Source organism: Paenibacillus sp. FSL F4-0243, assembly GCF_037963295.1.
Taxonomy (GTDB): Bacteria; Bacillota; Bacilli; order Paenibacillales; family Paenibacillaceae; genus Paenibacillus_AQ.
This window is the reverse complement of the sequence record NZ_CP150151.1, coordinates 2,647,048-2,673,553: the sequence shown is the minus strand read 5'-3', so window position 1 is coordinate 2,673,553 and position 26,506 is coordinate 2,647,048. Positions and strand designations below refer to the sequence as shown.

The 26,506-nt window shown below is 41.5% G+C and carries 35 protein-coding genes; 6 read left to right on the top strand and 29 right to left on the bottom strand.

The annotated features are described in order from the left end of the window. Positions 1 to 194: 194 nt before the first annotated feature. Positions 195 to 1,190 (top strand): acryloyl-CoA reductase, encoded by a 996-nt coding sequence (locus tag NSS87_RS11660; protein ID WP_042187162.1) that lies wholly within the window; start codon positions 195 to 197, stop codon positions 1,188 to 1,190. A gap of 52 nt (positions 1,191 to 1,242) precedes the next feature. On the opposite strand, the gene NSS87_RS11655 is transcribed toward NSS87_RS11660, so the two are convergent. Further along, positions 1,243 to 2,061, bottom strand: a complete 819-nt coding sequence (locus tag NSS87_RS11655; protein WP_076298434.1) for a cupin domain-containing protein — start codon at positions 2,059 to 2,061, stop codon at positions 1,243 to 1,245. A gap of 184 nt (positions 2,062 to 2,245) precedes the next feature. On the opposite strand from NSS87_RS11655, the gene NSS87_RS11650 reads away from it, so the two are divergent. Further along, positions 2,246 to 3,103 carry an alpha/beta hydrolase gene (locus NSS87_RS11650; protein ID WP_052404246.1) on the top strand — a complete coding sequence of 286 codons (858 nt, stop codon included), beginning with the start codon at positions 2,246 to 2,248 and terminating at the stop codon, positions 3,101 to 3,103. A 101-nt stretch (positions 3,104 to 3,204) separates the two neighbouring features. Here the strand turns inward: NSS87_RS11650 and NSS87_RS11645 are convergent, their stop codons facing one another. The 6 genes from NSS87_RS11645 to NSS87_RS11620 form a co-directional block, all read right to left on the bottom strand. Further along, a complete protein-coding gene (locus tag NSS87_RS11645) occupies positions 3,205 to 3,699 on the bottom strand; it encodes a hypothetical protein (protein WP_339247221.1) in 495 nt (164 codons plus the stop codon). Between the two features lie 137 nt (positions 3,700 to 3,836). Beyond that, positions 3,837 to 4,595: an iron export ABC transporter permease subunit FetB gene (gene fetB / locus NSS87_RS11640; RefSeq protein WP_042187159.1), complete on the bottom strand. Its 759-nt coding sequence runs from the start codon at positions 4,593 to 4,595 to the stop codon at positions 3,837 to 3,839. Beyond that, positions 4,592 to 5,341, bottom strand: coding sequence for an ATP-binding cassette domain-containing protein (locus NSS87_RS11635; RefSeq protein ID WP_339247218.1), 750 nt, complete (start codon positions 5,339 to 5,341; stop codon positions 4,592 to 4,594). Before NSS87_RS11635 ends, fetB begins: the two co-directional genes overlap by 4 nt. Before the next feature lie 124 nt (positions 5,342 to 5,465). Next, positions 5,466 to 7,091 (bottom strand): glycoside hydrolase family 9 protein, encoded by a 1,626-nt coding sequence (locus tag NSS87_RS11630; protein WP_339247215.1) that lies wholly within the window; start codon positions 7,089 to 7,091, stop codon positions 5,466 to 5,468. Between the two features lie 155 nt (positions 7,092 to 7,246). Continuing rightward, positions 7,247 to 7,996: a GTP pyrophosphokinase family protein gene (locus tag NSS87_RS11625; protein ID WP_042187155.1), complete on the bottom strand. Its 750-nt coding sequence runs from the start codon at positions 7,994 to 7,996 to the stop codon at positions 7,247 to 7,249. Between the two features lie 221 nt (positions 7,997 to 8,217). Next, a complete protein-coding gene (locus NSS87_RS11620; protein WP_339247212.1) occupies positions 8,218 to 8,796 on the bottom strand; it encodes a TIGR00730 family Rossman fold protein in 579 nt (192 codons plus the stop codon). 97 nt (positions 8,797 to 8,893) lie between these two features. Here NSS87_RS11620 and NSS87_RS11615 point away from each other — a divergent pair, with 97 nt between their 5' ends. Further along, complete coding sequence (locus tag NSS87_RS11615) at positions 8,894 to 9,211, top strand: MazG-like family protein (RefSeq protein ID WP_094870124.1); 318 nt, start codon at positions 8,894 to 8,896, stop codon at positions 9,209 to 9,211. Positions 9,212 to 9,284: 73 nt separating this feature from the next. Here NSS87_RS11615 and NSS87_RS11610 read toward each other — a convergent pair whose 3' ends face one another. The 3 genes from NSS87_RS11610 to lepB form a co-directional block, all read right to left on the bottom strand. Continuing rightward, positions 9,285 to 10,145: an alpha/beta hydrolase gene (locus NSS87_RS11610; RefSeq protein ID WP_339247210.1), complete on the bottom strand. Its 861-nt coding sequence runs from the start codon at positions 10,143 to 10,145 to the stop codon at positions 9,285 to 9,287. 264 nt (positions 10,146 to 10,409) lie between these two features. Next, complete coding sequence (locus tag NSS87_RS11605; RefSeq protein WP_042187147.1) at positions 10,410 to 11,447, bottom strand: HD domain-containing phosphohydrolase; 1,038 nt, start codon at positions 11,445 to 11,447, stop codon at positions 10,410 to 10,412. 126 nt (positions 11,448 to 11,573) lie between these two features. Beyond that, positions 11,574 to 12,071, bottom strand: a complete 498-nt coding sequence (gene lepB, locus NSS87_RS11600) for a signal peptidase I (RefSeq protein ID WP_339247208.1) — start codon at positions 12,069 to 12,071, stop codon at positions 11,574 to 11,576. A gap of 207 nt (positions 12,072 to 12,278) precedes the next feature. On the opposite strand from lepB, the gene NSS87_RS11595 reads away from it, so the two are divergent. Then, positions 12,279 to 13,217 carry an alpha/beta hydrolase gene (locus NSS87_RS11595; RefSeq protein ID WP_042193683.1) on the top strand — a complete coding sequence of 313 codons (939 nt, stop codon included), beginning with the start codon at positions 12,279 to 12,281 and terminating at the stop codon, positions 13,215 to 13,217. A 140-nt stretch (positions 13,218 to 13,357) separates the two neighbouring features. Here NSS87_RS11595 and NSS87_RS11590 read toward each other — a convergent pair whose 3' ends face one another. Continuing rightward, on the bottom strand, positions 13,358 to 13,753 hold the full coding sequence (locus NSS87_RS11590; RefSeq protein WP_042187136.1) for a DUF4265 domain-containing protein: 396 nt from the start codon (positions 13,751 to 13,753) through the stop codon (positions 13,358 to 13,360). 368 nt (positions 13,754 to 14,121) lie between these two features. Beyond that, positions 14,122 to 14,979 (bottom strand): SDR family oxidoreductase, encoded by an 858-nt coding sequence (locus NSS87_RS11585; protein WP_042187132.1) that lies wholly within the window; start codon positions 14,977 to 14,979, stop codon positions 14,122 to 14,124. A gap of 196 nt (positions 14,980 to 15,175) precedes the next feature. Between NSS87_RS11585 and NSS87_RS11580 the strand changes: the two genes are divergently transcribed. Beyond that, a complete protein-coding gene (locus NSS87_RS11580) occupies positions 15,176 to 15,952 on the top strand; it encodes a hypothetical protein (RefSeq protein ID WP_339247204.1) in 777 nt (258 codons plus the stop codon). An 18-nt stretch (positions 15,953 to 15,970) separates the two neighbouring features. Here NSS87_RS11580 and NSS87_RS11575 read toward each other — a convergent pair whose 3' ends face one another. From NSS87_RS11575 to NSS87_RS11515, 13 genes are all read right to left on the bottom strand, one after another. Beyond that, a complete protein-coding gene (locus NSS87_RS11575) occupies positions 15,971 to 16,762 on the bottom strand; it encodes a lipid II flippase Amj family protein (protein ID WP_042187128.1) in 792 nt (263 codons plus the stop codon). Between the two features lie 24 nt (positions 16,763 to 16,786). Further along, the gene (locus NSS87_RS11570) at positions 16,787 to 17,197 is read right to left on the bottom strand and encodes a DUF2809 domain-containing protein (protein WP_081382731.1); all 411 of its coding nucleotides are present in this window, start codon (positions 17,195 to 17,197) and stop codon (positions 16,787 to 16,789) included. Positions 17,198 to 17,206: 9 nt separating this feature from the next. Further along, complete coding sequence (locus NSS87_RS11565) at positions 17,207 to 17,443, bottom strand: hypothetical protein (RefSeq protein WP_339247199.1); 237 nt, start codon at positions 17,441 to 17,443, stop codon at positions 17,207 to 17,209. A gap of 184 nt (positions 17,444 to 17,627) precedes the next feature. Continuing rightward, entirely contained in the window at positions 17,628 to 18,215 is a 588-nt protein-coding gene (locus NSS87_RS11560) for a histidine phosphatase family protein (protein ID WP_339247196.1), read from the bottom strand. A gap of 18 nt (positions 18,216 to 18,233) precedes the next feature. Beyond that, positions 18,234 to 18,707, bottom strand: coding sequence for an NUDIX domain-containing protein (locus NSS87_RS11555; RefSeq protein ID WP_042193681.1), 474 nt, complete (start codon positions 18,705 to 18,707; stop codon positions 18,234 to 18,236). A gap of 210 nt (positions 18,708 to 18,917) precedes the next feature. Continuing rightward, positions 18,918 to 19,064: a hypothetical protein gene (locus NSS87_RS11550; RefSeq protein ID WP_156113097.1), complete on the bottom strand. Its 147-nt coding sequence runs from the start codon at positions 19,062 to 19,064 to the stop codon at positions 18,918 to 18,920. A gap of 61 nt (positions 19,065 to 19,125) precedes the next feature. Then, positions 19,126 to 19,590, bottom strand: coding sequence for a DUF523 domain-containing protein (locus NSS87_RS11545; RefSeq protein ID WP_339247195.1), 465 nt, complete (start codon positions 19,588 to 19,590; stop codon positions 19,126 to 19,128). Positions 19,591 to 19,735: 145 nt separating this feature from the next. After that, the gene (locus tag NSS87_RS11540) at positions 19,736 to 20,302 is read right to left on the bottom strand and encodes a putative ABC transporter permease (RefSeq protein ID WP_339247193.1); all 567 of its coding nucleotides are present in this window, start codon (positions 20,300 to 20,302) and stop codon (positions 19,736 to 19,738) included. Between the two features lie 164 nt (positions 20,303 to 20,466). Then, the gene (locus NSS87_RS11535; protein WP_042187116.1) at positions 20,467 to 20,655 is read right to left on the bottom strand and encodes a hypothetical protein; all 189 of its coding nucleotides are present in this window, start codon (positions 20,653 to 20,655) and stop codon (positions 20,467 to 20,469) included. A 176-nt stretch (positions 20,656 to 20,831) separates the two neighbouring features. Continuing rightward, positions 20,832 to 21,011 (bottom strand): hypothetical protein, encoded by a 180-nt coding sequence (locus tag NSS87_RS11530; protein ID WP_042126589.1) that lies wholly within the window; start codon positions 21,009 to 21,011, stop codon positions 20,832 to 20,834. A 91-nt stretch (positions 21,012 to 21,102) separates the two neighbouring features. After that, positions 21,103 to 21,789, bottom strand: coding sequence for an LrgB family protein (locus tag NSS87_RS11525; protein ID WP_042187114.1), 687 nt, complete (start codon positions 21,787 to 21,789; stop codon positions 21,103 to 21,105). After that, a complete protein-coding gene (locus NSS87_RS11520; RefSeq protein ID WP_042187112.1) occupies positions 21,789 to 22,199 on the bottom strand; it encodes a CidA/LrgA family holin-like protein in 411 nt (136 codons plus the stop codon). Before NSS87_RS11520 ends, NSS87_RS11525 begins: the two co-directional genes overlap by 1 nt. 210 nt (positions 22,200 to 22,409) lie before the next feature. Further along, positions 22,410 to 23,084: an NAD(P)H-dependent oxidoreductase gene (locus tag NSS87_RS11515; protein ID WP_042187111.1), complete on the bottom strand. Its 675-nt coding sequence runs from the start codon at positions 23,082 to 23,084 to the stop codon at positions 22,410 to 22,412. A gap of 151 nt (positions 23,085 to 23,235) precedes the next feature. On the opposite strand from NSS87_RS11515, the gene NSS87_RS11510 reads away from it, so the two are divergent. Continuing rightward, a complete protein-coding gene (locus NSS87_RS11510; protein WP_042187109.1) occupies positions 23,236 to 23,628 on the top strand; it encodes a helix-turn-helix domain-containing protein in 393 nt (130 codons plus the stop codon). Positions 23,629 to 23,644: 16 nt separating this feature from the next. On the opposite strand, the gene NSS87_RS11505 is transcribed toward NSS87_RS11510, so the two are convergent. The 4 genes from NSS87_RS11505 to NSS87_RS11490 all read right to left on the bottom strand — a co-directional run bounded on the left by NSS87_RS11505 (position 23,645) and on the right by NSS87_RS11490 (position 26,447). Then, on the bottom strand, positions 23,645 to 24,016 hold the full coding sequence (locus NSS87_RS11505) for a YkvA family protein (RefSeq protein ID WP_042187107.1): 372 nt from the start codon (positions 24,014 to 24,016) through the stop codon (positions 23,645 to 23,647). A 111-nt stretch (positions 24,017 to 24,127) separates the two neighbouring features. Beyond that, on the bottom strand, positions 24,128 to 24,766 hold the full coding sequence (locus tag NSS87_RS11500; RefSeq protein WP_042187105.1) for a Vat family streptogramin A O-acetyltransferase: 639 nt from the start codon (positions 24,764 to 24,766) through the stop codon (positions 24,128 to 24,130). Between the two features lie 116 nt (positions 24,767 to 24,882). Next, positions 24,883 to 26,157 (bottom strand): L-rhamnose isomerase, encoded by a 1,275-nt coding sequence (gene rhaA / locus NSS87_RS11495; RefSeq protein ID WP_339247187.1) that lies wholly within the window; start codon positions 26,155 to 26,157, stop codon positions 24,883 to 24,885. A 35-nt stretch (positions 26,158 to 26,192) separates the two neighbouring features. Further along, entirely contained in the window at positions 26,193 to 26,447 is a 255-nt protein-coding gene (locus NSS87_RS11490; RefSeq protein WP_339247185.1) for a hypothetical protein, read from the bottom strand. Positions 26,448 to 26,506: the final 59 nt, after the last annotated feature.

Sequence of the window (26,506 nt, the reverse complement as noted above, 5' to 3'; positions counted from 1 at the left end):
TACCAGCAGTCTGAACTTAACACGTCCACTGTACAAATAACATGTAGAGTTCGATTATAATGTTACAATACACAATGAAAGAGTCCTACACTACGTCTAACTTGCGTTATATCATAGACAATGACAAGTTGACTGATCAGAATAAATAATATATACATGTCTTACCTATAACGTAGTTGAAGGAGCTTACACTTATGACAGAATCATTTCAAGCATTAGTTGTCGACAAAACAGAATCATCATTCTCCGTCGCTGTTAAGCCGGTTACCTTAGAAGAACTACCCGCAGGAGAAGTTGTAATTAAGGTTGCATACTCCAGTGTGAATTATAAAGACGGATTAGCCAGTATCCCTAACGGAAAAATTGTAAGATCATACCCTTTTATTCCAGGCATCGACTTATCCGGTACTGTGGTGTCTTCTACAGACGAGCGGTTTCATGAAGGACAGCAAGTTATCGCTACAGGGTATGGTATGGGTGTATCTCACTTTGGAGGATATAGCGAATATACACGAATTCCTGCCGCTTGGATCACCCCACTGCCGGAAGGACTTACACTAAGAGAAGCTATGATTTATGGTACAGCTGGACTAACTGCAGCCTTGTCCATTCAAGCTCTGGAAGACAATGACTTAGCACCAGACAAAGGCAAAGTACTCGTAACGGGAGCGACCGGTGGTGTGGGTGGATCGGCTATCGCTATGCTAAGCACAAAAGGCTATAGCGTAGTGGCCAGCACTGGTAATACAGAAGCTAACGAATATTTGAAAACTCTTGGCGCGGAGGAAGTCATTTCACGCGAGGAGGTTACGGGCGGATCTAGCAAACCATTAGAAAAGCAACTATGGCAAGGTGCTGTTGATTCCGTTGGTGGAAACTCACTTGCTTCGATTTTGAGTAAAATCTCCTACAGAGGTTCTGTTGCTGCAAGCGGCCTGACCGGTGGCACTTCTGTTCCAACAACCGTCCTTCCCTTTATTCTTCGAGGGGTTAACCTGCTCGGTATTGATTCCGTAGAGTGTCCTGCTGAGCTACGCGAAAAGGTGTGGACACGGATGGCGACTGATTTGAAGCCTGCACAGCTTGAGAACCTTGTAGATCGTGAAGTAACCTTGAATGAACTGCCACAAGCATTGGAAGATATTCTGCAAGGAAACACACGAGGCAGAGTGCTTGTCCGTTTATCTTAAGCCCTAACAAGAAAACCTCCCGGGAGATTTAATCTCAGGAGGTTTTTTGTTGTTACTCTTGATTATTTGAATATTGATAATTCGGCTGTTGTTGTACATAAGGCTGTTGGCGATAGTGCTGTTCATAGCCTTGAGTGTAGTATCCTTGCATTGGGTAAGGCTGATAATTAAATGCTTGCGTCGCTGGAGGCATTTGTGAAGATATAGGGATGGGCTGAGCTTGCATATGAGCATATGGCTGCATGTTTGGATGCATGTTAGGTTGCATATTTGGTTTCATATTTGCATGCATATTCATATTGGGAGCCATATTCGGGGCCATATTATTGACTCCCTTTACTTTATCTTCTTCACAGCAGTCGGCAGGTGGGCCGATAAAGGTGCCAGGTTTAATAGGAGCTAACGCTTCCTTTACCAATGCTTCATTCAAACAGTAAGTATGGGCCAATACATTTGCCGGAGTTTTGCTCAAAATATCCGAACCTAAGATAACCTCAGGAATAGGTGCGTCAAAAATGGCAAGCAGATGTGTATTATCGACAGTAGCTACTTCATAATGCCACCAGCCTTGCGGCACATTCGCCACTTGACCTGGACATATTGGGAAATGAAGAAGTTCATTTGTAAACGGATTGAGTATAGACACTACTGCTGAACCGCAGATACAATAGACAAGCTCTGCCGCATTTTGATGATAATGAGGCTCCACCACATTCGATTTGCTAAGAAAAATATCAAGGAGTGAGGTATTCTCCAGTGTGTTCAGCTGCTTAACCGACAGCAAATTAATGTAGTTGTTGGCATCCTTTTTAAAGAGAGTATTAGTGTTCACATCGAAAGTAAATTGTGTATCAGGGGACGTATAATCCATGTATGAAGTCACTGTTTATTCCTACCCTTCTGTTCCCGTAAATTTTTGATTTCCTAGAACAACATATGCGTTTGCCTATGCCTAGGTGCCGGAGATTCACTGACTCCAATAAAAATTCATCTTTCTCTGTCAATCGGGGCATCCTCTATAATGTTAAATTCTCACACTATACAGGAGGCAAAGTATGAAATCGATTCACATTAAAATAGTATTTGCGTTATGCATCTCTATCTTCACCATTATGGGGTTGCAGCCTTTGAATCAACACCCCGCGGTTGCAGCCGCTAACCACAAATCCTCTACCAAACAGACTCCATTAACCTTTGTTCTGATCCATGGGTCTTGGGCTACAGCAGGTTTTTGGGATGAAACAGCCGCAGAGCTTCGTAAGTTAGGGCACACCGTCTACACACCGGAATATGCAGGACATGGCGCGGATAAGAATAATAATGTAACACATGAGCAAATCACAAAGTCCGTTGTCGACTATATCAAACAAAAAGACTTGAAGGATTTTATTCTGCTCGGACATAGCTTTGGCGGATCAGTCATTCAAACAGTTTCCCAGCAAGTACCTGATCGGATCAAACGGATCGTGTTCTTTGATGCCTTCGCTCCGCTTGACGGGCAAAGTGTGGCAGATCAATTTCCTGCTGAGTCACTTAAATCCTTTGAACAGCTAAGAGACGCTTCCGGTAATAACACCATCACGCTCCCTTTCCCGCTCTTCCGGGATACCTTCGTCAACACTGCCAGTCTTGCGCAAGCACAAGCCTTTTATAAACAAGCTCCGCCTGAACCAGCTACCCCACTGTTTGAAAAGCTGGATCTCAAGAAATTCTACAGTCTCCAAATCCCTAAAAGTTATCTTTATTTGACGGAAGACACGGCTATCCCACAAGGTCCATATGGGTTTCACCCGACTCAATCCAGTCATTTGGGCGTTTTCCGCTTCATCGAGGGCAAAGGTGATCATATGACCACTGTCCGAACCGAGCCAAAAATGATGGCGGAATTGATGGTCAAGGCGGGTAGAGATTAGTCGCGTAATAGCGGAATAATGAATTCAGTCAGTAAAAAAGAGCAAGCGTACGGGAATGTTCCCTACTACGCTTGCTCTTTTTACAATTCTCCGCATGTCATTTAAGGATTCGGCTTCACTCCGGTAATCACCCAGCTATTATGATCTTTAACAAGTGAGATCGTCAGTAGCATGGATGGTTCCGGACCATTTGAAGTCGCGGAATCTATGCGCATTTCTATGACCTCTGAATTTTGGTTAATTACTGTTTCTTTAGTAACCTCGTACTTTGTGATCCATGGGCTGGATACACCAGTTACCCAGTTCAGTTCAACAAACTGTGGATACATAACCTTTTTGAGTTCTTTGGAAAAGATCGAATATTGAATCGACGCATTCCTGTGCTGCAACCCGAACCCGTATAACTCAGCCGCTTGAAATGCTGTTGGTAATATGATTCGTTTAGACTCCGGGGCTGGCAAAGGCATGGCTGAGAGCAGCTTTCCATTAGACTGAATCACCGTTCCGTTATCAGGTGCACCTATTGCGATACCTGGCAGAAGCAATACGCCTGCGATCAGGGTAGCCGCCAATTTCTTTCTACTAATCAGAATCACCTCATAAAAAGCTTTTTCACCTCATGTGAATTGAATTCTAATTATTCCCCGTTATCGCTAACTTTTATGTAACCAAAATGCCAACAAAAAAAGCGACCGTGACAATAACGGAATCGCTTGTGAGAAATAGAAATCTATTATCGTTCTACCGATTGTTTAAGCCGTTGATCAGGCGTGAAAAAGAGTCGGTAGCTCAGTACACTTAGCAGTATACTTGTTATGGCCGCAGAAGCGGTGAATGAGAACACAATCAGAATCTGGTAGCGAACAGCGATTACTGGATCAGCGCCAGCAATAATCATACCTGTCATCATACCTGGAAGCTGGACAAGTCCTACTGTCTTCATTCCGTCGATGGTAGGGATCATGCTGAATTTCACAGATCTTTTTCTAACTTCATGGATCGCTTGTGGAACCGTTGCACCGAGTGACAGCAAGGTTTCGATTTCTCCTTTGCTCTGCTGTATTTCGTGCTTGATATGGTTAATGAACAAACCCGAGACAACCATAGCGCTACCAATGGTCATGCCACTAATGGGAATGATATATTGTGGGGTCGCCTCAATAATATGTAAGCCGAGCAGAATCCCCATCATAAGGAGCTCCATAGTAGCGATCGCAAGTCCAATTCTCCACACTAATCCACGTAGACCTTTTCCTCTTTTCGCTGCATTCCATGCGGCTACACTTATCATAAAGATTATTATCAAAATAACATAGATCATCTGATCGGTTTTAAAAATAAATTGCAGTACATATCCGACCGCAAGCAATTGAATTGCCGACCTTATAGTGCCTACAATAATATCTTTTTCTAGTCCGAGCTTTTGCCATACCGAGACCAACATCGTCCCTAACACAAACAGAAGCGTGAAACTCAGTGCAGTATAACTCATAAGAATGACGCTCCTTCTAACGGTCGAATAAATCTTTTTGCCAAGTTTTCCGCAGATTCAGCAAAAAAAGATTCACTCAAGTGCTGTTCCAGCTTACCATTCCCCATAAACCATGTAGTAGTGCTTATTCGGCTAGCCTGTTTAAGGTCATGGGTCACCCAAATCATTGAAGTCCCTTCTTCTTTATGCCACTGTTCTAGTAGATCCTCTACCCTTTGAGTGCTGTCAATGTCTAGTGATGCAGTGATTTCATCGAGCAGTAGAACATTAGGTCGCAGCAGCAATGACCGAATCAGGGATATCCGCTGCTTTTCACCGCCAGAGCAATCTGCTGCTTTTTTACTCAAATCCAATTGTTCCAGCCCTATTTGTTCCAATAGCCGCTGTACTAATTTATGGTCATATGGTCTGTCATGCAGCTTGCTGACAGTTCTTAGGTTATCCTCCACACTGCCAGGCAACATAACCGCTTGTTGAGCCACAAACCCGATTTTCATTCTCCACAGCTTTGAATCCATATTTTTGAATGAAGTGCCCTTGACAAGCATATCCCCTTCATCTGGAGCATCCAGCAGAGCCATTATTCTAAGTAGTGTGCTTTTACCTTGACCCGAGGCACCGATCAGAGCGATTCGGTCCGATTCAGATATTTCAGCGGAGATGTCCGAGAATAGATATTTCGAAGCTTGTTCGCTACTTTTCCAGTTCAATTTTGCAAGTCTTTGAATTTCAAAAATACTGCTCAATGCCTTACCTCCTATTGCCAATCGAGAAAATATCATACCATTTCGTATTATAGCATTTTAGCTACATAAAAAAAGAGAAAGGCATCTCCCCCATGAGACATGCCTTTCCCATATATTAATTAATTTATTGATTAAACCGAGCTGTAACGAACACCGCAGGTGAATTCCAGTAGATCGTTACCTCATTCGTAGAATAACTAAGTTCATGATCGGCAAAGCACTGAGCGGCTGGTTTTCCTTGTAAATGTTCTACTACATATTCATCATGAAGCCCACGATCTGGCCCCCCAGATACAAGACCCGGCACAGGATCAACCACATGGTCACCAACAGATGGACGATGATGCGGATGCATCACTGGATGATCGCCAAATCCGGTAACATAACTGATATCCAGTACGTTACGACCCATCAGATAGTGCAAATGATCTAGCGCACAGTCCGCAAAGCTCGAATCTCCACTAAAATATTCAGCCACTAGCAGCAGCATAGCATTGTTCATTACTAGCATATTGCTACCCCAAATATAGTCTTCCTCTTTCAAAGAGATCCTATAGCCATCCTCGCGACTCTGTTCAGATAAACATCCAGCTTCAGCTAGAAGTCCTTCTCTTAAGGAAGCATACAAAGCACGGTCTGCTAGATCTTCACCATTTAATAGATACGCAAGCGTGCCGTAGCCCCCCATATCTGCCCAGCCTAGACTGTATTTTGAAAAAGACAACTGCACCAGTTGCAGAACAGCTTGATGGTATTCTTCTTTCCCCGTCGTACGATAGAGCTCCGCAGCTGCCCAATACCGCTCATCCTTGTCGTTCCCATCTCCATATTCACCGGTGCTAATTTCTGGAGGATTTATAAACCCTGGCGCATCTGGATGTTGAATAAGCCATTCCCAAGCTAGTGTTGCGGCATCCAGACATTTCTTCGCATAGGCTGAGTCAAAGGGCTCATATATCCGCGCTGCCATGGCCATGACTCCAGCAAAATCTCCAGTGGCGGTTGCTGACACCGGTGAGAAATATAGATCTGCTGTATCAGCCTCTGGCATCACATCCAAATCTGGAAAGCTCAGCGTAGTCAGTTTATGATACACTCCACCTGTTCTATAGTCTTGCATTTTGAATAACCAATCCAGCTCCACTTTGCATTCCAGCAATATATCTGGAGTTATCCCCCCACTTTCAGGAATCGGGATAGCGCTTACAAAAGCAGATGGATATAACTCATAGGCTAGTAACAGATCGGCGATGGCCTTGGCTCCGGGTCCACTATATTTACCATAATCACCTGCATCATGCCAGCCTCCAGAACAATCTAGCCGACGCTCCGTTTCACCATATACAATTCCCTCTGCTGTATGACATGCCTTATGCTTCCAATCTCCAGCATACTCTTCAGTCAACTCAACCCCGCAACGATAATAATAAAAGGCCTTCAGCAAGCCCTGTTGAAGCTCCTGATAAGGTTTATCTGAGATTATAAATGATGCCGAAGCTATCCCCTCACCTTGCTCAATCCGGTATCTGCCCACTGCATGAACCTCAGAAAAGTCACCTGTATGTACAGTTACTCCACTTGCCTCATCAAATCTGGGAGCACCTGTCTGCCCTTCGAATACAACATTTCCATGATCAACATCAACAACCTGAAAGTCATGTCTAGCACCAGTAAACACTGCAATCTTTTCTCCACCCACCGGATATCCGATTTGATTTACAGTAATGGTTCGGAGTCTACGCTCACTCATCTTCATTCTCCTTCATATCAATTTGATGAAGCCAATGATTACAAGTCTCTCTTTCAAGTTGAGAATACTCTATTCTAGTTGTACGTGGCAATGATAACTACAATAAAAAAACCTAGAGTTAACCAGAAACGGTAACTCTAGGTGATATGATCAGCTTATTTGTCTCCAAGCAGCTTAATAAAGTTAGCTGGAAGTGTGAATTGCTGATTGTGAATCACTATACGGCGAAGCTCCTCAAAGGAACTAAGATCGTCATCTTCATCGTCGTCTTTGATTTCCTTAATGTCCCGATGCAGTCGCTCCATTTGCAGATCAAGTGCATGAGCGGCATCCGCTGCATTTTTCAATTCACGCGTCATACTCTCTGGTACTGACTTATTATATTTATAGAAAATTTTATGTTCGAGACTTGCCCAGAAATCCATAGCAATGGTACGAATTTGTACCTCAACGCACACTAACTCCTGACGATCTGACATAAATACAGGTACCTGAATCAGCAAATGCAAACTTTGATAACCGTTAGGCTTGGGATTCTTAATATAATCCTTCACTTCAAGAACCGTTAAGTCGTCCTGCTTCTGAAGCATTTCACTTACATGATAAATATCTGAGATAAAAGAACAGGTAATTCGTAGACCTGCAATGTCTTTAATACAATTTCTCACAGAATCTAGAGATAATTCTCCATTTTTACGGAGCATTTTGTTCATAATACTCTCGGGAGACTTGATTCTCGATTTGGTATGTTCAATAGGACTGTAATCGTGAAGAGACTGAAACTCCTGTTTGAGGATCTCAATCTTCGTCTCCATCTCATCAAGCGCAAATTTATAAATCAACATAAACCGGGTGATCTCGTGCTTAAGCTTTTTAAATTGTTCGATTTGATTCTCGGGGGTCATTATCCATTTCTCCTCTTGTAGCTTTTCTCTATATTTATCATAGCCAATCCACTAGTGAAATTCAAATTCAGCGAGCGAATGTGAGGTTATTCAAAGTTAATTTGATTCAAATCCCATATTTCAAATGGGGTATTAACCTACCCATATTCTACCACAACCAATGATTAGCAGAAAAAGAGCTCCCTCTCGGCAGCCCTTTCATCTGTTACAGTAACTGTTCTTTAGTTAAGCTGTTTCCACTTTTGCTCCAACGTTTGAGGGACATAGCTTTCTAATTTTTTTAATAGTTCCAAGGGTTCTTGATCTATATTTAACAAGCTAAGATGCGAAGCGTTAGAAAATCCCTCGTTAATGCTATGTTGAATTAGATTCATCAGAGGATCAAAATAATTCCTGATATTTAAAACCCCTACCGGTTTCTTATGTATACCGATTTGTGACCAGCACAAAACCTCAAACAGCTCTTCATACGTTCCAAAACCGCCGGGTAAAGCAATAAACCCATCCGCCAATTCTCCCATTTTTGCTTTACGTCCATGCATATCGTCCACTTCTATCAGCTGCGTTAATTCTCTATGTACCATCTCTCCATTAAACAATCCCCTAGGCATAACTCCGATCACCTCACCTCCACCGTTCAAAACAGCATTGGCGACTTCACCCATTAATCCAATTTTTGACCCCCCGTAAATTAAGCGATAATCGTTCATAGCCATGTAGTTTCCAAGTTCAACAGCTTTGACTTTATATTCCTCATGCACCCCTAAATTCGATCCTGCAAAAACACAAATTGATTTCAAATCCTCATCTCCAAACTATATATTGATAATATCCGACATCTAATATACTATATGTTGGAGAATAAATCATATAAAAGATTAAGGAGAGCTACATAATATGGAGATCAATGAAGTGCAGAAATGGATTAAAAGTTATTATGGACAAAGAGGCTGGACCGATTATGGTCCTTTTATACGGGTTGGATTTCTTATGGAAGAGACAGGTGAGGTTGCACGGGCAGTACGATCCTATGAAATTGGAAGAGATCGGCCAGATGAATCTACCCCTCCACCAGAGCAACTGAAACACGACTTGATTGAGGAAATTGGTGATGTGCTAGGCAATATAGCCTTGTTAGCCGATTTGTATGGTATCACTTTAGAAGAGGCATTTACTGCACATAAGGAAAAATTAGTTAAACGCTTTAATTCCTAAGGAGAAGTAGAAAAAGGGCTACAATCGGCATCACCGTATTGTAACCCTTCTTTATCTAACTATTTAAGCCTCGTTAACTATTACTGCCTAATGTATGATTCGAAATAGCATTAATTATTGTTTCCCAATCATCTGGGTGAACTTCGTGACCCGTTCCTTCTAGGGTTAGTAGCGACGCATTAGGAATTTCATCGGCAAGCGCCAGACCATGCTCCAAGGGAAGTATGCTATCTTCTGTACCGTGGATAACTAAGGTAGAAACTATGATATTTTTCGCCTTCCCCTCGTAGTCATCCACTCCTGTAAGAAGCGAATGATTAAACATGCTGAGCAAGTTGTTTGCACGTTTTATTTCCATCCTAACTTGTTTATACGCTCTTTTCTCATCGAATTTATGTTTTGATCCACAGAGTATACTGGAACCGGAAACCAAGTAATCTGCGACCGCTTCTTCATCTGACCAATCCAGACTAGCTCCATTGGCATGAAAAGCGAGGATCCTCTCATCCATTGGAGGTAAGTTCCGGTCATTATCATCAGATTCAAAAATGCTAGATGCGACCAATGTTAAGGTTAGAACCTTTTTGGGATGACGTATAGCAAGGACTTGTGCAATCATTCCACCTAAGGACATCCCAACGATATTTGCCTGTTCTATATTATAAGCGTCAAGTAACCCAGCAGCATCATCGGCCATATCAATTACCGTATAATTAGAACTCCCAGGCTCATATACAACAGAACGTCCCACATCCCGGTTATCATACCTTATAACATATCGTCCTGTATCTGCTAATCGTTGACAAAACTCCTCATCCCAATAAACCATTGAACAAGTGGCACCCATAATTAGTAATATTGCAGGATTGCTGGGGTCTCCAAAACTATCCGAACATATATCAATTCCGTTTACTTTAAATATCTTTTCGCTCATTGTTTATTCCTCATTTCATTCGAATTTGGTAATCAAAGAATGCACACTTAAATAAGACCCGTCACATTTTGAAATAAATGGATGTTGGTATCATTGAATTGCACCTCGAATTAACGCAAACGAATGAACTTGATAATCACGATAAGCACTCTCCTACTTCATATTAAAGGGTCGTTAACCCAATTTCGATTATAACATAAAAAGACTATCCTCTGATTTTGAATCAGGAGATAGCCTTTCCATTTATCCAGACAAAACTATTCGTTAAATAAATACTTCCTCAACGGTCAAATTTCGCTCCTTGGATAAATCCCTAAACGTAGTTTCATCTACTTTCACTAACGGTTTAAAAATATCCAAAGGGTTGTTCATAATAATCGTACCTTGCTCTCCGTTGCTAAGCTGAACACTTTTACCTACGAAGTTCGGCAGTAAATGTCCAATCAAAGCTTGTACCGCATTTCCATTCAGCTTTCCAAAGCCCAGCTCATGCACCTTGCGCAGAACGGTAATCAGCCCTTGTTTGGGTTGATTCACTCTTGCAGAGGTCATCCCAACATAGGCATTAGCAACAGCCACAATCAGTGTATACGGGTGCAGGTCCGCCTTACGAAGCATATTAGGATAACCAGTCCCATCCTCGAATTCATGATGCTGAAGCGCCACCAGAGCGGTCTTCTCGTCATTCATAGATTTAAGAATAATATCGTATCCATACGAAGTGTGACGCTTTAGTTCTTCAGTTTCCTCAGGGGTTAAGATCCCCGTCTTATTTAAGATAGATGGGTCGATCTGACTTTTTCCTATGTCGTGTAAATACCCTGCCCGGCTAATCTCGTAGCGTTCTTCTTTGGTATAACCTAACCAAGTCGCTATGTAAAATGATAGCAGTCCCACCTGTAATGAATGATTGTATGTACCAACGTCTTCTCGTTCAAGCAACAGCAATAAGGAAACTACATCCTTATGTTCATCCATTTTTTCCAGCAAAGGCTGCAACGTAAGATCAACATCTGACTGCGTGAAACTGCCCTTGCTGAGTGCTTCTAGAAAAATAGATTCATAGTTTTGGATTGCTAGATCAAAGTTTCCATTTAAGCTTTGCTCCAGATTCGTTCCCTCATTATCCATCGCAATGCTGCGAGGTTCAATATCGACATAATCGATACGATGTCTCATCAGGAGGGTGATTTCTTCTTGGTAAACAATTGTCCCTTTTGGGAGCACGTGTAAACCAACACTATTAAAAGTGTCCAACATAAGACAATCGCCATGTTTGAGATCCGTGACATGAGCTTTCAAAATTCTGCACCCTTCCTATCAATAGGTATATTTTACCTTAAGGATAGCTAAATTATTCCAAAGTCACAATATGGTTAAAGTCTCATTAACACTATCAATTAGTTCAAAAGACCCCCGCAACATCACCTAAAAAGGAATACTAAAGTCCGCTATCACTTTTCCAATCAACTGATCCTTCGCTACAAAAGGAGTAGCCCAGAGATGAGCATCGTAGCTTATATTCCGGTTATCTCCGAGAAAAAAGTAATGGTCCGACGGAACCGTAACGGGTCCAAAAGTATAATTCATCCGCTCATTAAGATAGGGTTCATTGATCTCCGTTCCATTTCTGTAAAGGGCTCCATCTTTAATTTCAATGGTATCACCTGGCAACCCTATCAACCGCTTTACATATCTTTTATTCTCATCACCTGCTACCGGAGGCGTAAACACGACGATATCTCCATGATCGAGTGTCGTCATCCATAACATTTTTTCAACGATTAGACGGTCATTAATTTCAATTGTAGGAATCATAGAGCCAGTAGGAACCCTCATGGCTTCAGCAACATAAGTTCTTATAAACAAAGATAGGACCACTGCGATAGCAACACTAGGCAAATATTGTTTGATAAATTTCAACATAATTGCTCACCTCATATTCATTTTATAAACTCTTTGATGGGTGCAGAAGCTTTTTTCGCTCGTTCATATTCAGTTCATATTGTCGTCATGTATAGTTCATCTTCATCGGGTAAGCTTTCTTTAGCAATTCGTTAAGGTACTAAAATAAAGCGATTAGAACAGGAGAAGATACGAGTGAAACCAGAAGAAGAGGTTATAAAAAAAAGGATGAATAAACCGCTTAAAATTATACTTATTTCCATAGGGGCTTTAGCTACTGCAATAGTACTTTTTCTAGTGACTGTTTTTGTCGCTAATATTTTCCTCAATAAATCGGACCAAGCTAAAATAAAACCCTATGGTCAGTCTGTAAGCGTCGATGGTAAAAATATGAACGTTTTGATTCAAGGAAAGGGTGAAGAGACAGTCGTGCTCTTACCTGGTTATGGAACGGTGGCACCGGGACTTGATTTTAAGCTGTTAATAGATGAACTATCTCCATTTTACAAAGTTGTCGTGATTGAGCCTTTCGGTTATGGATTAAGTGATAGAACTGAAAAAGAGCGAACCACAGAAAACATTGTGAGTGAAATTCATGAAGCTGTAAAGCAGCTTAATATTGACCGTTATATTCTAATGGCACACTCTATTTCCGGTATGTACAGTTTGAATTATGTGAACAAATATCCAAACGAAGTGAGTGCATTTGTCGGGATTGATAATAGTATTGCAACGGAAGACAGGATAGGTGTTAAAATACCAACAGGAAAATTAAAACTACTTAGAGAATCAGGCTTGGGCAGATTGTTATTTAAATCAAGTGGAAATCCCTATGCTGAATTGCCGTTTGATGATGAAACTAAAGAACAATTGAGATTGCTTACGCTTAGAAACACTTATAATTACACTAACTTAAATGAAGTGGAACATATGTCTTCTAATTATAAAGGGGCTCTAAATTCAACTTTTCCAAAGGATCTCCCCCTTTTGCTCTTTGTTCAAGGGGATGATACTCTCTTAAAAGATTGGATATCATTGCATGAAGAGCAAGTCAAAAATTCCGTACAAGGAAAATTGGTAAAACTTGATGCAGGACATTATCTGCACCATACCAAATCAAAAGAAATCGCCGAAAATTTTAAGACATTTATGAAAGAAATAAAATAAGTATAGATTGTATCGCTCAGATTGTCTAAAGCGTTTCACCTATTCTCCATGCTGCTGCATCATGTGCAAGCTTCCTTGCATTTCATGCCGCAGCATTTTTTTTCTTATTCATAATCGTTAATATTTACGTACCCACACTTCTAAAACCGCTCAATAATGCGATTCATTTCCCCATCTACGTCCATCAAAGTATTCTTAGGTATATGAATGACCAACAAACCGCCAAAGATCTGTTCACATTTCCCATCATTCTCTGTAATCCGTTGTTTAAAAGCAGAAATGGCTGCTGAATCAACAGCCTCTTTACTGAGGAGCCAAGCGTACCTTTTGAAATGAGATTTCTGTACAGTTTCCTGATAGTAATAGATCCCTAGCTCTTCTTTCACCCGTATAATATCACCCATTGTAACACTTGGATTAAAGATCGGCGTCTCTTCGATGCGGTATTTATCTTTACCGACTGGAGTAACATCAAGGATTTCTATTTCACGGCCTGCTGGATCGAAGCAAATATGTAGTCCTGACGAATCTAGCATCAGCACACCTCAATTCTATTCAAAATCTGATCTTGATGATTCTAAATAACACAAAACACAATAAATACATTAAGCTTGTAATCCCGAACAACCTGAAGATTCCCGGCGTTAAAAACATATATAAACTGTATGGAAAACTCCAAATAAAGGCGAGAAGCATGAGAAGGCTTCTGTTTAAAGAGACACCTATCGCAAGTAATCCGGCAGGCAACACCAGCATTACCATACTTATTATAATACTGGATTGATTCGTAACCTCAGCATACGGATTAATGAATATAAATATAAACCATAAAAAAACGGTCATCAAACTGGATACATATCCAATGAGTTTAATGATTGTTAAGTTTATGGATTGCTCCATTCCATCACCTCAATTCTTTCGCAATAATTCTCTCCAGCCATTTCCACGGGAGCAGCGTTTTGCCTAAGATCAAGATCCGGGTGCCTTTGCCGATAGGATACCGAAGCCTCGGTGACTTCATTTCAGTAATACGACCGATGAGATCTGCCACTTGCTTTGGATCAGGTGCAGTTTCAGCGGTATGCTTGGAATATCGTAGCACAGCGTCCAGACGGTCTCTATAAGGAGAATCCTCGACTTGACGAATTTGTGCCATTCCTTTTCCCCAAATCGGAGTACGGAAGGAGCCAGGTTCAATTAATACTACACGTATTCCATAAGGAGACATTTCATGACGCAGACTTTCACTGAATCCTTCTACTGCAAATTTGGAAGCTGCATATGGAGCATACCCCGGAAACCCGGACAACCCGCTTATACTCCCCACGTTAATAATCGTACCACTTTTCTGTTCTCGCATAACTGGCAGCACAGCTTTTGTGACCGCGACTAATCCGAAAAAATTCGTCTCCATTTGCTGACGCCATTCTTCCATGGATATCTCTTCTATGAAGCCGCCTATAGCAAAGCCTGCATTATTTACCAAAACATCAATTCTTCCGAATGTTTCATGTACTGAGGTTATAGTCGCCTGTATAGAATCACTATCGGTAACATCCATGGTCATAAAATGAAGCTGCTTCAAGAGTCCTGCTTGCTCTGCCTGCTGTTCAAGCTCGCCTTTACGACTCAAATCGCGCATGGTTGCTACAACTTTGAATCCCTGTCCTGCTAGTTTAAGGGCTGTGAGCAGTCCAAATCCACTAGAGGTTCCGGTTATTAAGGCCACTCGATCATGCATTCGATCTAGATGTGAATTCATCTTTGACTCTCCTTATGTTTCATTATTTCAAAAAGCAAACAAACGTTCTTTTTCGGATTGACTATCCATTAATTTCAAGTTATAGTAAGTGTATCATTTATATTTCTGCGGGAGAAGCACCTCGCAAGATAGGCATTCATGCCTATCTTGGAGGTGCTTTTTTTGCGCACATAGACTAATTAAGGAGCTGAAATGAATGTTTATTCACAATTTTAGTTATTTAAAGAGGTTTGTCCAATTAATCCTAGTAGTAGCTCTCCTCAACATCAACCTTACATTAGCTTCTGCAGGTACAGACTGGGATTCAGCCTTAGATGACATTAACGGTCTCCATGGTAATTATACCTCGCTTCAAGTAGCCCTCAAGTCCGATAGCTCAAAAATTCAAATGCTACGTAAGCAGAACAATGAAACTCTGAAATCTATTCACTCTGTCATAGAGTCAACAGATAAGGTTCTGCTGAGTCGTTTATCATCTGAAGCAACGTCGGCTCAGAAGAAACATGCTCCTCTACTGGACCAATACAGCACACTCAGTAAGCAGTCTACCGCAGCCAAGAAAGCTAAGGACTTTAAGACAGCCACTCTCCTGGATCTAAGACGCAATAAGCTCAAAGCTGCGGTAACACTCGCTAGAACTGAAATTAAGGCCAAGACAGACGCTTTGGCAACTGCCCGCAAGCAAACAGCTGCCAAGATCAAGCCTATCAAAGATGCTCTGGCACCAATCACAGCTCTGAAGAAGCAAATCACCGCCGAGAACAAGAATATCGCTGTAGCGCAGAAAGTTCGTTCAGAAGCAGATAAACAATATAAATCGGCTGTAAAACAAGGGGATGCAATTAAGGCAGTATCAGAAATGAAAATATCCTATGAGCAAATGAAACGAATTCATGACATGCATCAGAATATTTACAGCTGGGAGCAGAAGATCTCCTTAGCTCTACGATCTGCAGAGTCTAAGCTTCCATAAGGATTCGTTCCCACCGGCTCATATCAGCTTCACTAACATACTAATTAGTTGGGCTGCAGGCACAATTAGGAGCTGAGCAAATATAGTACCTATAAATCGCGAACCCATCAATACCACATATATTTTTCCTAGCTGATCACGGTATTCTACATTTTCAGTGGCTTTATGGGTAATAAGACCAAGCTGTGGGTCGATAAATATGGTCAGCAGTATAGTCGCCATTCCGTTAATCAATCCTGAGGCTTGAGAAGCAGTCGTGCTATATTGAGGCATTAGATGAGCAGCATACAAAGATGATATGACCCCTACGGTGTAAAAGGCTGTAACAAAAACATTCATAACAATAAAACGTTTAGGAATCCCCAGGTATCTGAAGTTATATAGATTCACTTTTGGTTTTCTTATGTATTTTCTAGTGTTTTTTAACTGCCCGATCGTTACGCTCGTAAGCAGCTTGGGAATAGAACCTTCGATTTCAAGCTTTGAGATGATTCTCCCAAACAAGCCTACAAAAGTAGGGAAAATAGCAATGGCAATTAATGTCCCTAATGAAGAAGCTAACAATATAATTCTCAAGTAATTAAGAAGTGGGAAATCAGAATGTATTTTGGCATAATCTACGAATTTAGCCGTCAGTGGAGCTTGAATCATGTTTGCAGTTCTTGACACGAGAACAATAATGCCTGTCAGAGACAAAGCAATAGCTATCTTGTTCAGCTTCACCCCGGCGTATCTTACCGAATAAGATAAGGTTTCTGCTGTATGAATAATCATTGTAAGCAAGCATACTACAATCAAGCTATTTACCATTTTTAGGTTCATCTCCATTAAAAGCTATTTATCTATTCGGTGCAGTTTTGGGCGAAAGTATTGATCCAGTCCGTAAGAAAGCGTAATTCCAACGGTATATCGAACAAGGTCAATCCATAGGAATCCCTTTCCGAGAATCAACCCACCGAGTATGGTAGCACGGATGCTGTTGATCCACTCTGCTTGATACAGTTGGCTAAATTCTATGCCGAAACTAAACATCAGGCTCCACATAAAAGCGATCCACAGCTTCCGGTTCACTAGCAGTACACGAAACATAAAGTAAACCATGCTGCCCCAAAGCGCATCTCCAAAATGTCTCGTTACAAACAAAGGTAGCTGTTCCGAGAATGCTCTAGAGCATAACCCCAGTACAATAACAATTAAGCAGATGCATCCATAAATAACTCTTTCTTTTAAAGCATTGACTCTCATTTCCATCCTCTATCCTGCGTCTGACTTGAAATTTATGCTTGATATAATATTAATCATCACGATATAAAACGGATAAATAATCATGGCCCCTATTATGATTAACCCCGTTACCGGAACTGGTTTATCCGCAGCTTCTGTAATCGGGAACCATGCTGCGAATAAATTAATAAACAGAACCAAATAGGGAAACCACAGGATCGTAGTGAAATATATGGATTTTTTACCGCTCAAATATTTTCTTGTCATCCAAACAAACCCCATAGAAAAAAATATAAACATCACAAATATGAAAAAAGCTGCAAGTTATTCACTTTATCCAGCTCCAAGCCAGAAATTCTACTAATACGATAAATATTTACTAGTAGCTCTATTACGACAAACAACATAAAGGCATAAAGTACGCTTAACGAATTCAGCTTAATAAAATACTTCATTTGCTCAGGACTTCGGGGTTCCACATTCGTTCCACACTAGTAAGCTCTAATTCATCAAATTCCAGCCTATAAATATCTGGTTTCGAAGTCTGTTCAAAGAACTCATAACCATACTCTTTATTGAAGTAATTCAGGATAATGGTCATGATATTCCCGTGGGTACCTAGTGCTATTTTGCCGCCTTTATTTTGCTGGATCAATTGCTTCATGATGGGGATCGCACGCTCTTGCGCTTCCTGAGTACTCTCACCATTTGGCATTTTATATTGTAAGTCTGTGAATGATGTCTGGATACCCTGAAGAAATTCTTGTTCACTGATCTCGATTTCAACGCTTGCGATGGCTCTTTCTCTAAGTTCCTCATACAGCTCAATTTCTTGATCTGATGCCTCAGCCAAATACTTAATCGTATCTATGGCTCGTCTATAAGGACTGGAGACAAAATGTGTGATCTCTTCCTCCGCCAATAGTTCTTTAATTCTATATGCGTCCTCATGCCCTTTATCAGATAATCCTCGTTCCCTCTCATCTCCAAGCACAAAAGGTGATACTGCGTGCCTAATCATATAAATAAAAGTCTTCATGAGTTACTCCTCTCCAGCTCATTCAAATATCGTTTTTGCCACTTCGCGGTCTTTCTTGAAAATCTCCACTGGATAGGGAATGGCCATCTCGGGCAGCTCACTTTCTTTAAAGAACTTAAATTCTTCGACTTCTCCATCCATTGCTCTCAGCGTTCCACGGATGATAGAACACTCAAATACGATGACTGTATATTCCACCTGGTCTCCATTGTTATATTCGTATCTATATTTCCCTCCACCAAAAACCCCAAGAATGGAAGTAGGATGCACCATTAATCCAGTCTCTTCATATACTTCTCTGCGCAAAGTTCTTCCCGGCCGTTCCCCTGGCTCGATAGCGCCTGCTGGCAATCCCCACAAGGACTCTTCAGGTTTTCGAATAAATAGAATTTCATCTTCTTTATTTCTTATTACTGCAGCTACGGAAGGCATCATTAATAACTCTGAACCCACTTTTCCTCGGATCTCCTGATAATACTCAGACATCGGCACGCTATTCATCCATCCTCTCACACCGTTTTGTAGAACATCATCCTATTTTCCTCCGGCTTCCCAAAAACCCACATTATGTATATATTAGACATCACTGTGATGGAATCCTTTAGATTCGGTAATATGCTTAGCGTGGAACAAAAAAAGCTTCCGAACGGCTCAATACTTTCTGAGGTCCGGAAGCAGTTACAATGAGGTGAGACTTTGAGCTTAATGTTTCCCTTTGTAGCCGGCAAGCTGTACGATCATGATAACAAGAACAAGCAATGAAATGAGCTGGTCAATACTCATCTGCGTCCGCCTCCAATCCCAAATGAAGGATGGCTCTTCGGACGGCATTTCCTCTCCCAAGGACACTGCTTCGTTCCCCTTATACACACTATGTAACATGAGTTCCAATTATTACTTTAAGAATGACTTACCCCTCCATACGAGCAAGTTCTTTTTCCACTTCATCTAGTTGATCTTCGCCGAACACTTTAAAGCCATTTTGCCGTAATAACTCCGTAGTTGTACCTTCTCCTGACATCTTCGTATCCCTAAAAGTACCATCATAAATATAAAGACTACCACAAGAAGGACTATCCTGTTTTAATATTGCTAATGTAACTTGATGTTCTGTAGCCAGCTTCAGCGTTGCTTGAGCACCCTTCATAAAAGGTTCCGTAACATCCACACCTGCACCTATTACTACCCGCTCACCTTGCCGCTGGGCATCTGGACGAGGCGTTGATAACCCTCCGACTACCTCAGGACAAATGTGGACAAAACGCCCTTCCTCATACCACTTCAAGAAACGAGCATCGAGACACGGTACATCACCATTATCATAACGCACTTTATGTCCTAACAGACATGCGCTTACTAGAATCTTCCCTGTCATCGTAATCTCCACCAGTCCGTCTAGTATTTAATATATGGCTATATTATTTACGACACAAAACTGATATGCAAGATCGAAATGCTTGTCACTGAAATGTTTGTGCTTCATATACAAAAGAATGCTTATTATGTCCATATAGGCATCATTAATCTTGATATTGGGGGGTCTTCTCACTTCTATACCGACTCCAGCAAGTCCACAATAAATCAGCCATAAGATAGAGTCCCACGAAAGGAAATATAATTCCCCAAACATTATAGACTAGTGAATACAAACGCTCCATAAACGGCTGAATCCCATATACACAAGCTACCGATAGCGCCCACCAATATAGGGAGAATTGAAGGCAAATATGCCCTTGCAGTTGATAAGACATCCCTGAATAATCCCACCATTGCTTTTGAAACACAGTTTTTAGCAGCCAACCACTTACGTATTCAACAGCTGAAGGAACGACTAACGCAAGCAGGAGGACAATTGGGAAAGGCAGGGTTAAGTCTCTGGCAATCAGTAGAAGCAGTGGTGCAAATCCATACATTGGTTTAAAAGGGCCTTTTAGAAAGCCTTCTTTGCGAAAGCTTCCATTACTATATAAGTTATATGCACCTTCCAATACCCAGCCTAAAAAAGAGTAGATCATAAAATAAAAGAAATATTGGCCTGCCACTGCCATCGCAGAATCTCCGCTTGAAGAAAATAGAGAAGTCATCATGTTTATACACCGCTCCTAGTTGTCATTATTTTCTTAAATATCCATCCGGCCCTATTATGCCTTAATCCTTCAGGAGATATGCGCAACAAAAAAAGACATAACCCAAAGGGTATGTCTTCATTACAAATTATAAAGGGTGAAGCGGATCCTCTATCCATCCACGCTTATGGTTTAAGCCGTTCTTCATGATGCTGAGCCGATATTAGCGACTGATCGTCGTCTTGTTTCTTTAACGTATCCGTTGAAAGTTCACTACGTACGCCAAAGTTTGAACCATACTTTTTCTCAAAGTTGCCTGCAAGGGCCTCACCACGTTTTTGCCGATATCGGCTGTTCTCATTCCGACTACGCATTTCATTTCCTCCCTGCTACAAGAATGGCTGAGATCTGTGAAATCTGCGAAAAGCTACTAAGAACTTGGAGAAAACTCTCTGATGAGGTTGTACTTGAATTCATTATACAATAATTGCTAAAATCATCTCAAGAAAAACAGACTGCCCAATGAAGGACAGCCTATCTTCCGAATCATTTAGTCCAAATCGTTAGGAAGCGGATCAGGATGCGAGGACTCTGCAGGCTTGGCTACCCAATCGTCTGCTTCTGGCTCGATGTCCACACCATTCTCCATCTTCTTAATTTCAGCTAATGAATCGCCGTCTTTATTTTCCTTGTTGCGGATTTCCGCTTCATCTTGAGAATAATCTGACATGTGAAATCCTCCTCAGGTGCTTTGCTTTATTTGTTCCTTAGTTATAGTTACCCGATGGAGTGTTTTGCAAACATAGTTACGATGAATGAATTTAAGGGTACATGATCCAAGCTACAACCGGACCGATACATGAACCGACAATAGCACAAACGGTCATCGCTACGGAGCTCATTGAAACTGACTGTTCACCGTATTCCAGTGCCTTTGCAGTCCCAAGTGCATGAGAACCCGTTCCTAACCCGATCCCAATCCCAACTTCGCTTCGAATCTTAAACAGTTTAATAATGAGAGGACCGCCAATCGCACCTGTAAATCCGGCAATCATTACAAATACGGAGGTTAGCGAGGAGTCCCCACCTAAACCATTTGAGATTTGTATCGCCACAGGTGTTGTGATCGATTTTGGCAAAATGGACAGAACATACAATTTAGAGAATCCTAGACCAGCCGCCAAAAGCAGACCACTAAACATCCCTAATAACAGACCTGCAATCGCCCCCCCTAGGATGGCTGGAAGATTCTCAACTAACACATTACGTTGTTTATACAATGGGTAGGCTAGCGCCACTACAGCAGGACCGAGTAACTGATTGATCCACTGACCGCCTATCATATATGTATCATACGGAATATGAAAATATAGAAGTATTGCTACAACAAGGACAGTTGCTGTTAACGCGGGAATCAGTACAGGAAACCGAAAACGTCTATAAATTACGGACATCATCAAATAAATAGCAACATTAAGCAGGACAATTCCTGTCGCGATAAAAAACATTATAATTCCTTCCCCTTTTCGCTTAAGCTCTTGCTGCTCCAGCCCGCCTTGCTCTTTCCTTTCAAGGTTGAAAGCCATTGACTCGTATGTGCTGCTGCTGCAATTGTGAGGACGCTGCTAACGATAAGAATCAAGATTAAGAGCAAACCTCTTCCACTAAAAATATCCATATGCTTCACGATCCCAGCCGTCGCTGGAATAAAAAATAACGGAAGATAAGCTAATATTGTTGTTGCACCATCTTCAATCCACTTCACTGGTACAACCTTGAATAGCAATAAAACAAAGAGCAGCAGTAATCCGACGATACTCCCAGAAACGGGAAGTTGCAGCTGCTTTTGCAGGAAGTCTCCAGCCAAGTAGAACAAATAAAGCAGGAACACTTGGATAATTATGCGAATGATTTTCATGATGCAGGATCCCTTCATTATTAAATTAACTCGATAAAGCTTAAAATGGGTCACCTCAATAAGAGTATCAGAGTTTTCATGAAAATTTCAATTACTTTTCGAATCTTGTAAGAATTAAACAAAAATAACCTGCATGATCTCCAAGACACTGGAGACTTTGCAGGTTTCATTATTTTCGTTATGCAGCTCAAAAATGAGATTCCAGCTTAGTTAAACCCACTGAACGACTTGCCCTGCGCTTTGTCTTGTTTTTCCACGTGGTTCATTCAAACGATACCCAAAGGCTACCATGCAGGAGATTCCAAAATGTTCGGCATCCATAATCCCCTCTTCGGCAAGAACTTGCTCTATCTTCGCCTTATCGAAACCTTCCATTGGGCAAGAATCGATTCCGATTAAAGCGGCTGATGTCATCATATTACCAAGGGCTATATAAGTCTGACGGCAGCTCCATTCGAACATTGCACGCTCATTCTCCATCAATCCGAAATCAACCTTTAAGAACTTATCGAACATATTACCTTTCCCCTCCATCACTTCTGGAGGTAGCTCCTGCACATGCTCCATGATCCCTTTAATATAATCTGAATCAGCAGCCATATCTTTAGGAAGACGTGAGAGAATCAATACAAAATGACTTGCGGTTGACAATTGCTTTTGTGCTCCCCAGGCATGAGCACGTAATTTCTCACGTATTTCCGGACTTTGTACTACGACAAAACGCCAAGGCTCGAATCCGAATGAACTTGGTGACAGACGTCCTGTTTCCAGAATAAACTGAAAGTCTGACTCACTAATTTTTTTATGACTATCAAATTCTTTAGTTGCATGTCTGAACTGGTAAGCAGACAGGATTTCATTCTTGTTTAATGATAAAGTATCCATATTTAACACTCCTTTTATTTGCTTAGAATCAACGGCCCATTTGACTGTTTGCCGTTCTCATGCTTAATATTAGAATATATATCACTTCTTTAAAAGTACGCACATTAATGTTATGTAGTATACAAAATGATACTATGGGAGTTGAACGGCTATGCGTGATCGAAAAGGTGGATTCGGAGATTTCCCAGGAGGCAATAAGGAAGCTTGCCCTGTGGAATTTACGCTCGATGTTATAGGAGGAAAATGGAAGGGGATTCTCATCTATCACTTGATGGATGGAACGAAACGCTTTAACGAATTTCGCCGAATATGCCCAGGAATCACTCAACGCATGTTAACCTTGCAGCTTAGAGAGCTGGAAGAAGATGGAGTTGTTCACCGTGAGGTCTACCATCAGGTTCCCCCGAAAGTCGAATACTCGTTAACTGAATTTGGCAAGACACTGACCCCTATTATTAAACTCATGAAAGACTGGGGAGAGGTTTACAAAACAAAACAGCTTTCCGCAGAAAGCTGTCCAGAAGGTATGGATATTACGGTGTAGCTTAAAGCTGCACCTTTTATTTTTCAAAAAATGCCTCGGCCTTTTCCTTATGTTCGTTGGTTACCTGACCAGATATCGCTTTAATGCCTGCTGCAATGATCGCTGCATCATCTGTAAATCCAAGGCCGAGAATCGCATCGGGTATCGCATCAATCGGGGAGATGAAATAAGCCAACGCTCCGAAGGCAATTCCTTTTGCCCATAAAGGGGTCTTTGCGTCGACTGCGCAATAATACATCGCAATAGCATCTTTAGTAAATGGGATCTTTCCTGCGAACTTTTTAGTTTTAGTCCAAAAATTCCGCGTCACCATCTCCTCGTTCTCTTTACTGTATGGAAACTTCTCTGCTGTGAGTTCCGCAGTGATCTTATCATCATCTTTCTTCATTAGATTTTCCCTCCGCAAGGTTCATATGAAGTACATACAGTCAGTATACCCTCAGCTATTATTTATATCTTTAAGATAAACTATAGCTCGTTCTATGAAACTTACACAATATCATTTAATTTCTTTGATCTTATTCAAATCACTGCTGCATAACGCTTCAAGATTCTTAAAGATTCGCTCGGCATCCCAATCCCACCACTTAAGCGCTTCTAGATGTTCGATCAATTCATCATCAAAACGTTTTCTAATTACTTTACATGGATTTCCTCCAGCCACACTATAAGCCGGAATATCTTTCACAACTGTTGAATTGGCCGCGATGACGGCCCCATTCCCAATATGTACACCCGGCATAACCGTAACATTCTGCCCTATCCACACATCGTTGCCGATCACCGTATCTCCTTTTAAGGGTAGCTCTGATAGTTCTGGAACCGCATGCTCCCAGCCATTAGACATGATATTAAAAGGGTAGGTCGTAACAGAATTCATTCGATGGTTCGCACCATTCATGACAAATTCAATACCTTTGGCAATCGCACAGAATTTCCCAATAATAAGCTTGTCTCCAATAAAATCATAATGATGAGTCACATGCTCCTCAAACTTTTCCGCACCGTCTATATCATCATAGTAAGTATAATCGCCAACCATAATATTGTTCCTTGTAATCACATTTTTAATATAACAGATGCTTTTGATCTGTTCATTCGGATAGAGCGAATTCGGATTCGGTCCATATTTCTCCATAATATCGCCTCCCTCTCTTTTGATAAAACATAGCAGAGATCACAGATCTTTTCAAATAAGTACGAATCATGAACATAAAAAGCGGCTACCGTGTGGTAACCGCCATTACAAGTACTTTATCGCTTTGATAAAACATCTACTTCGTATTGCTTCACATCGCTCAGCCAACTTTCTCGGACAGGCACACCATTCGTCGCACAATAATAATCCCAAATAGCTCCGAACGGATAAGATTTCAATTCCTCTACCAATGCAAGTCTAGTAGTATAATCCCCATCCAGTTCAATTTGCTTCAATAGCTCTATCGGTTCCAGCATCGCACGTAGCAGGGCTTTGATTGTGTTACGTGTTCCGATCACCCAAGCGGCAATGTGATTAATACTTCCGTCAAAGAAATCGAGTCCAATATGAGTTCTTTCTAGGAATTGACCTCTAACTAGTTCACGAGCAATCTCCAGCAGTTCATCATCCATAGTCACCACATGATCGCTGTCCCAGCGTACTGGACGGCTAACATGCAGCAACAATTGATCACCAAACAGCAGCCAAGAGGATAATTTATTCGAGATGGTCTCGGTCGGATGGAAATGCCCAGCATCGAAGCAAACCGCTTTGCCCCGACTTAGTGCATAACCCATATAAAATTCATGCGAACCTACCACATAACTTTCTGAACCAATTCCGAACAGCTTGCTTTCTACAGCATCAATGTTATATTGCTGATCGATCTCCTCGCTGAAGATCTCGTCCAGTGATTGCTGAAGTCGCACTCTCGGTGACAGACGGTCGATCGGTGTATCTTTATATCCATCTGGAACCCAGAAGTTGGTTACACAAGGCTGACCTAGTGCCTGACCGAAAGATTCGGAGATTCGGCGTGAAGCCTTGCAATGAGCAATCCAGAAATTGCGGATTTCAGGATCCGAGTGGCTTAGTGTAAAGCCATCATTAGCTTTTTCATGAGAGAAGCAAGTGGGATTGAAATCTAATCCAAGTCCCTGCTCCTTAGCCCAGTCCACCCATCTTTCAAAATGCTTAGGCTCTAGCGCATCAAGATCTACCGTTTCTTCCGTATCGGCATAAATAGCATGTAAATTAACTTTATGACGTCCGGGGATAAGTGCTAGTGCTTGCTCCAAATCTCGGCGCAGCTCCTCCGGATTTCTTGCTCGTCCCGGGTAACTGCCCGTGACAGCGATCCCGCCACTTAGCTCCTTTTCCTTATTCAGGAAGCCCTTTACATCGTCTCCTTGCCAGCAGTGCAATGAAATTTTGATTGCTGCAAGCTGCTCTAATACTTTATCTACGTCAATACCGTGCTGAGCGTAGAGCTTTTTCGCCTCATTATAGCTCGTCTGAATGCTCTTTAAGCTTTCTGTATTCTGCTCCATGCTTGAGCCTCCTGATCTTGTCTTAGTGATTTCATTTAGGGGTATTTTTCCCCTTCTTTTGCTCGTTTTCCGCTTTTTGCGCTCAATGAGGGGGATTTATACCCTTCTTTTGCTCGTTTTCCGCTTTTTACACTCAATGTAGGGGATTTATACCCCTCTTTTGCTCGTTTTCCGCTATTTGCACTCAATGAGCGGGATTTATACCCTTCTTTTGCTCGTTTTCCGCTTTTTGCACCCAATGAGGGGGATTTATACCCTTCTTTTGCTCGTTTTCCGCTTTTTGCGCTCAATGAGGGGGATTTATACCCTTCTTTTACTCATCCATAGCTATCTAATAGTCATCCCATAT

Excerpts from the sequence above, each read along its gene's own strand:
- NSS87_RS11660 (WP_042187162.1), top strand. The coding sequence starts at position 195 with ATGACAGAATCATTTCAAGCATTAGTTGTCGACAAAACAGAATCATCA.
- NSS87_RS11655 (WP_076298434.1), bottom strand. The coding sequence starts at position 2,061 with ATGGATTATACGTCCCCTGATACACAATTTACTTTCGATGTGAACACT.
- NSS87_RS11650 (WP_052404246.1), top strand. The coding sequence starts at position 2,246 with ATGAAATCGATTCACATTAAAATAGTATTTGCGTTATGCATCTCTATC.
- fetB (WP_042187159.1), bottom strand. The coding sequence starts at position 4,595 with ATGAGTTATACTGCACTGAGTTTCACGCTTCTGTTTGTGTTAGGGACG.
- NSS87_RS11630 (WP_339247215.1), bottom strand. The coding sequence starts at position 7,091 with ATGAGTGAGCGTAGACTCCGAACCATTACTGTAAATCAAATCGGATAT.
- NSS87_RS11625 (WP_042187155.1), bottom strand. The coding sequence starts at position 7,996 with ATGACCCCCGAGAATCAAATCGAACAATTTAAAAAGCTTAAGCACGAG.
- NSS87_RS11615 (WP_094870124.1), top strand. The coding sequence starts at position 8,894 with ATGGAGATCAATGAAGTGCAGAAATGGATTAAAAGTTATTATGGACAA.
- NSS87_RS11610 (WP_339247210.1), bottom strand. The coding sequence starts at position 10,145 with ATGAGCGAAAAGATATTTAAAGTAAACGGAATTGATATATGTTCGGAT.
- lepB (WP_339247208.1), bottom strand. The coding sequence starts at position 12,071 with ATGTTGAAATTTATCAAACAATATTTGCCTAGTGTTGCTATCGCAGTG.
- NSS87_RS11595 (WP_042193683.1), top strand. The coding sequence starts at position 12,279 with ATGAATAAACCGCTTAAAATTATACTTATTTCCATAGGGGCTTTAGCT.
- NSS87_RS11590 (WP_042187136.1), bottom strand. The coding sequence starts at position 13,753 with ATGCTAGATTCGTCAGGACTACATATTTGCTTCGATCCAGCAGGCCGT.
- NSS87_RS11585 (WP_042187132.1), bottom strand. The coding sequence starts at position 14,979 with ATGAATTCACATCTAGATCGAATGCATGATCGAGTGGCCTTAATAACC.
- NSS87_RS11580 (WP_339247204.1), top strand. The coding sequence starts at position 15,176 with ATGTTTATTCACAATTTTAGTTATTTAAAGAGGTTTGTCCAATTAATC.
- NSS87_RS11575 (WP_042187128.1), bottom strand. The coding sequence starts at position 16,762 with ATGGTAAATAGCTTGATTGTAGTATGCTTGCTTACAATGATTATTCAT.
- NSS87_RS11570 (WP_081382731.1), bottom strand. The coding sequence starts at position 17,197 with ATGAGAGTCAATGCTTTAAAAGAAAGAGTTATTTATGGATGCATCTGC.
- NSS87_RS11565 (WP_339247199.1), bottom strand. The coding sequence starts at position 17,443 with ATGACAAGAAAATATTTGAGCGGTAAAAAATCCATATATTTCACTACG.
- NSS87_RS11560 (WP_339247196.1), bottom strand. The coding sequence starts at position 18,215 with ATGAAGACTTTTATTTATATGATTAGGCACGCAGTATCACCTTTTGTG.
- NSS87_RS11545 (WP_339247195.1), bottom strand. The coding sequence starts at position 19,590 with ATGACAGGGAAGATTCTAGTAAGCGCATGTCTGTTAGGACATAAAGTG.
- NSS87_RS11540 (WP_339247193.1), bottom strand. The coding sequence starts at position 20,302 with ATGATGACTTCTCTATTTTCTTCAAGCGGAGATTCTGCGATGGCAGTG.
- NSS87_RS11535 (WP_042187116.1), bottom strand. The coding sequence starts at position 20,655 with ATGCGTAGTCGGAATGAGAACAGCCGATATCGGCAAAAACGTGGTGAG.
- NSS87_RS11530 (WP_042126589.1), bottom strand. The coding sequence starts at position 21,011 with ATGTCAGATTATTCTCAAGATGAAGCGGAAATCCGCAACAAGGAAAAT.
- NSS87_RS11525 (WP_042187114.1), bottom strand. The coding sequence starts at position 21,789 with ATGTTTTTTATCGCGACAGGAATTGTCCTGCTTAATGTTGCTATTTAT.
- NSS87_RS11520 (WP_042187112.1), bottom strand. The coding sequence starts at position 22,199 with ATGAAAATCATTCGCATAATTATCCAAGTGTTCCTGCTTTATTTGTTC.
- NSS87_RS11515 (WP_042187111.1), bottom strand. The coding sequence starts at position 23,084 with ATGGATACTTTATCATTAAACAAGAATGAAATCCTGTCTGCTTACCAG.
- NSS87_RS11510 (WP_042187109.1), top strand. The coding sequence starts at position 23,236 with ATGCGTGATCGAAAAGGTGGATTCGGAGATTTCCCAGGAGGCAATAAG.
- NSS87_RS11505 (WP_042187107.1), bottom strand. The coding sequence starts at position 24,016 with ATGAAGAAAGATGATGATAAGATCACTGCGGAACTCACAGCAGAGAAG.
- NSS87_RS11500 (WP_042187105.1), bottom strand. The coding sequence starts at position 24,766 with ATGGAGAAATATGGACCGAATCCGAATTCGCTCTATCCGAATGAACAG.
- rhaA (WP_339247187.1), bottom strand. The coding sequence starts at position 26,157 with ATGGAGCAGAATACAGAAAGCTTAAAGAGCATTCAGACGAGCTATAAT.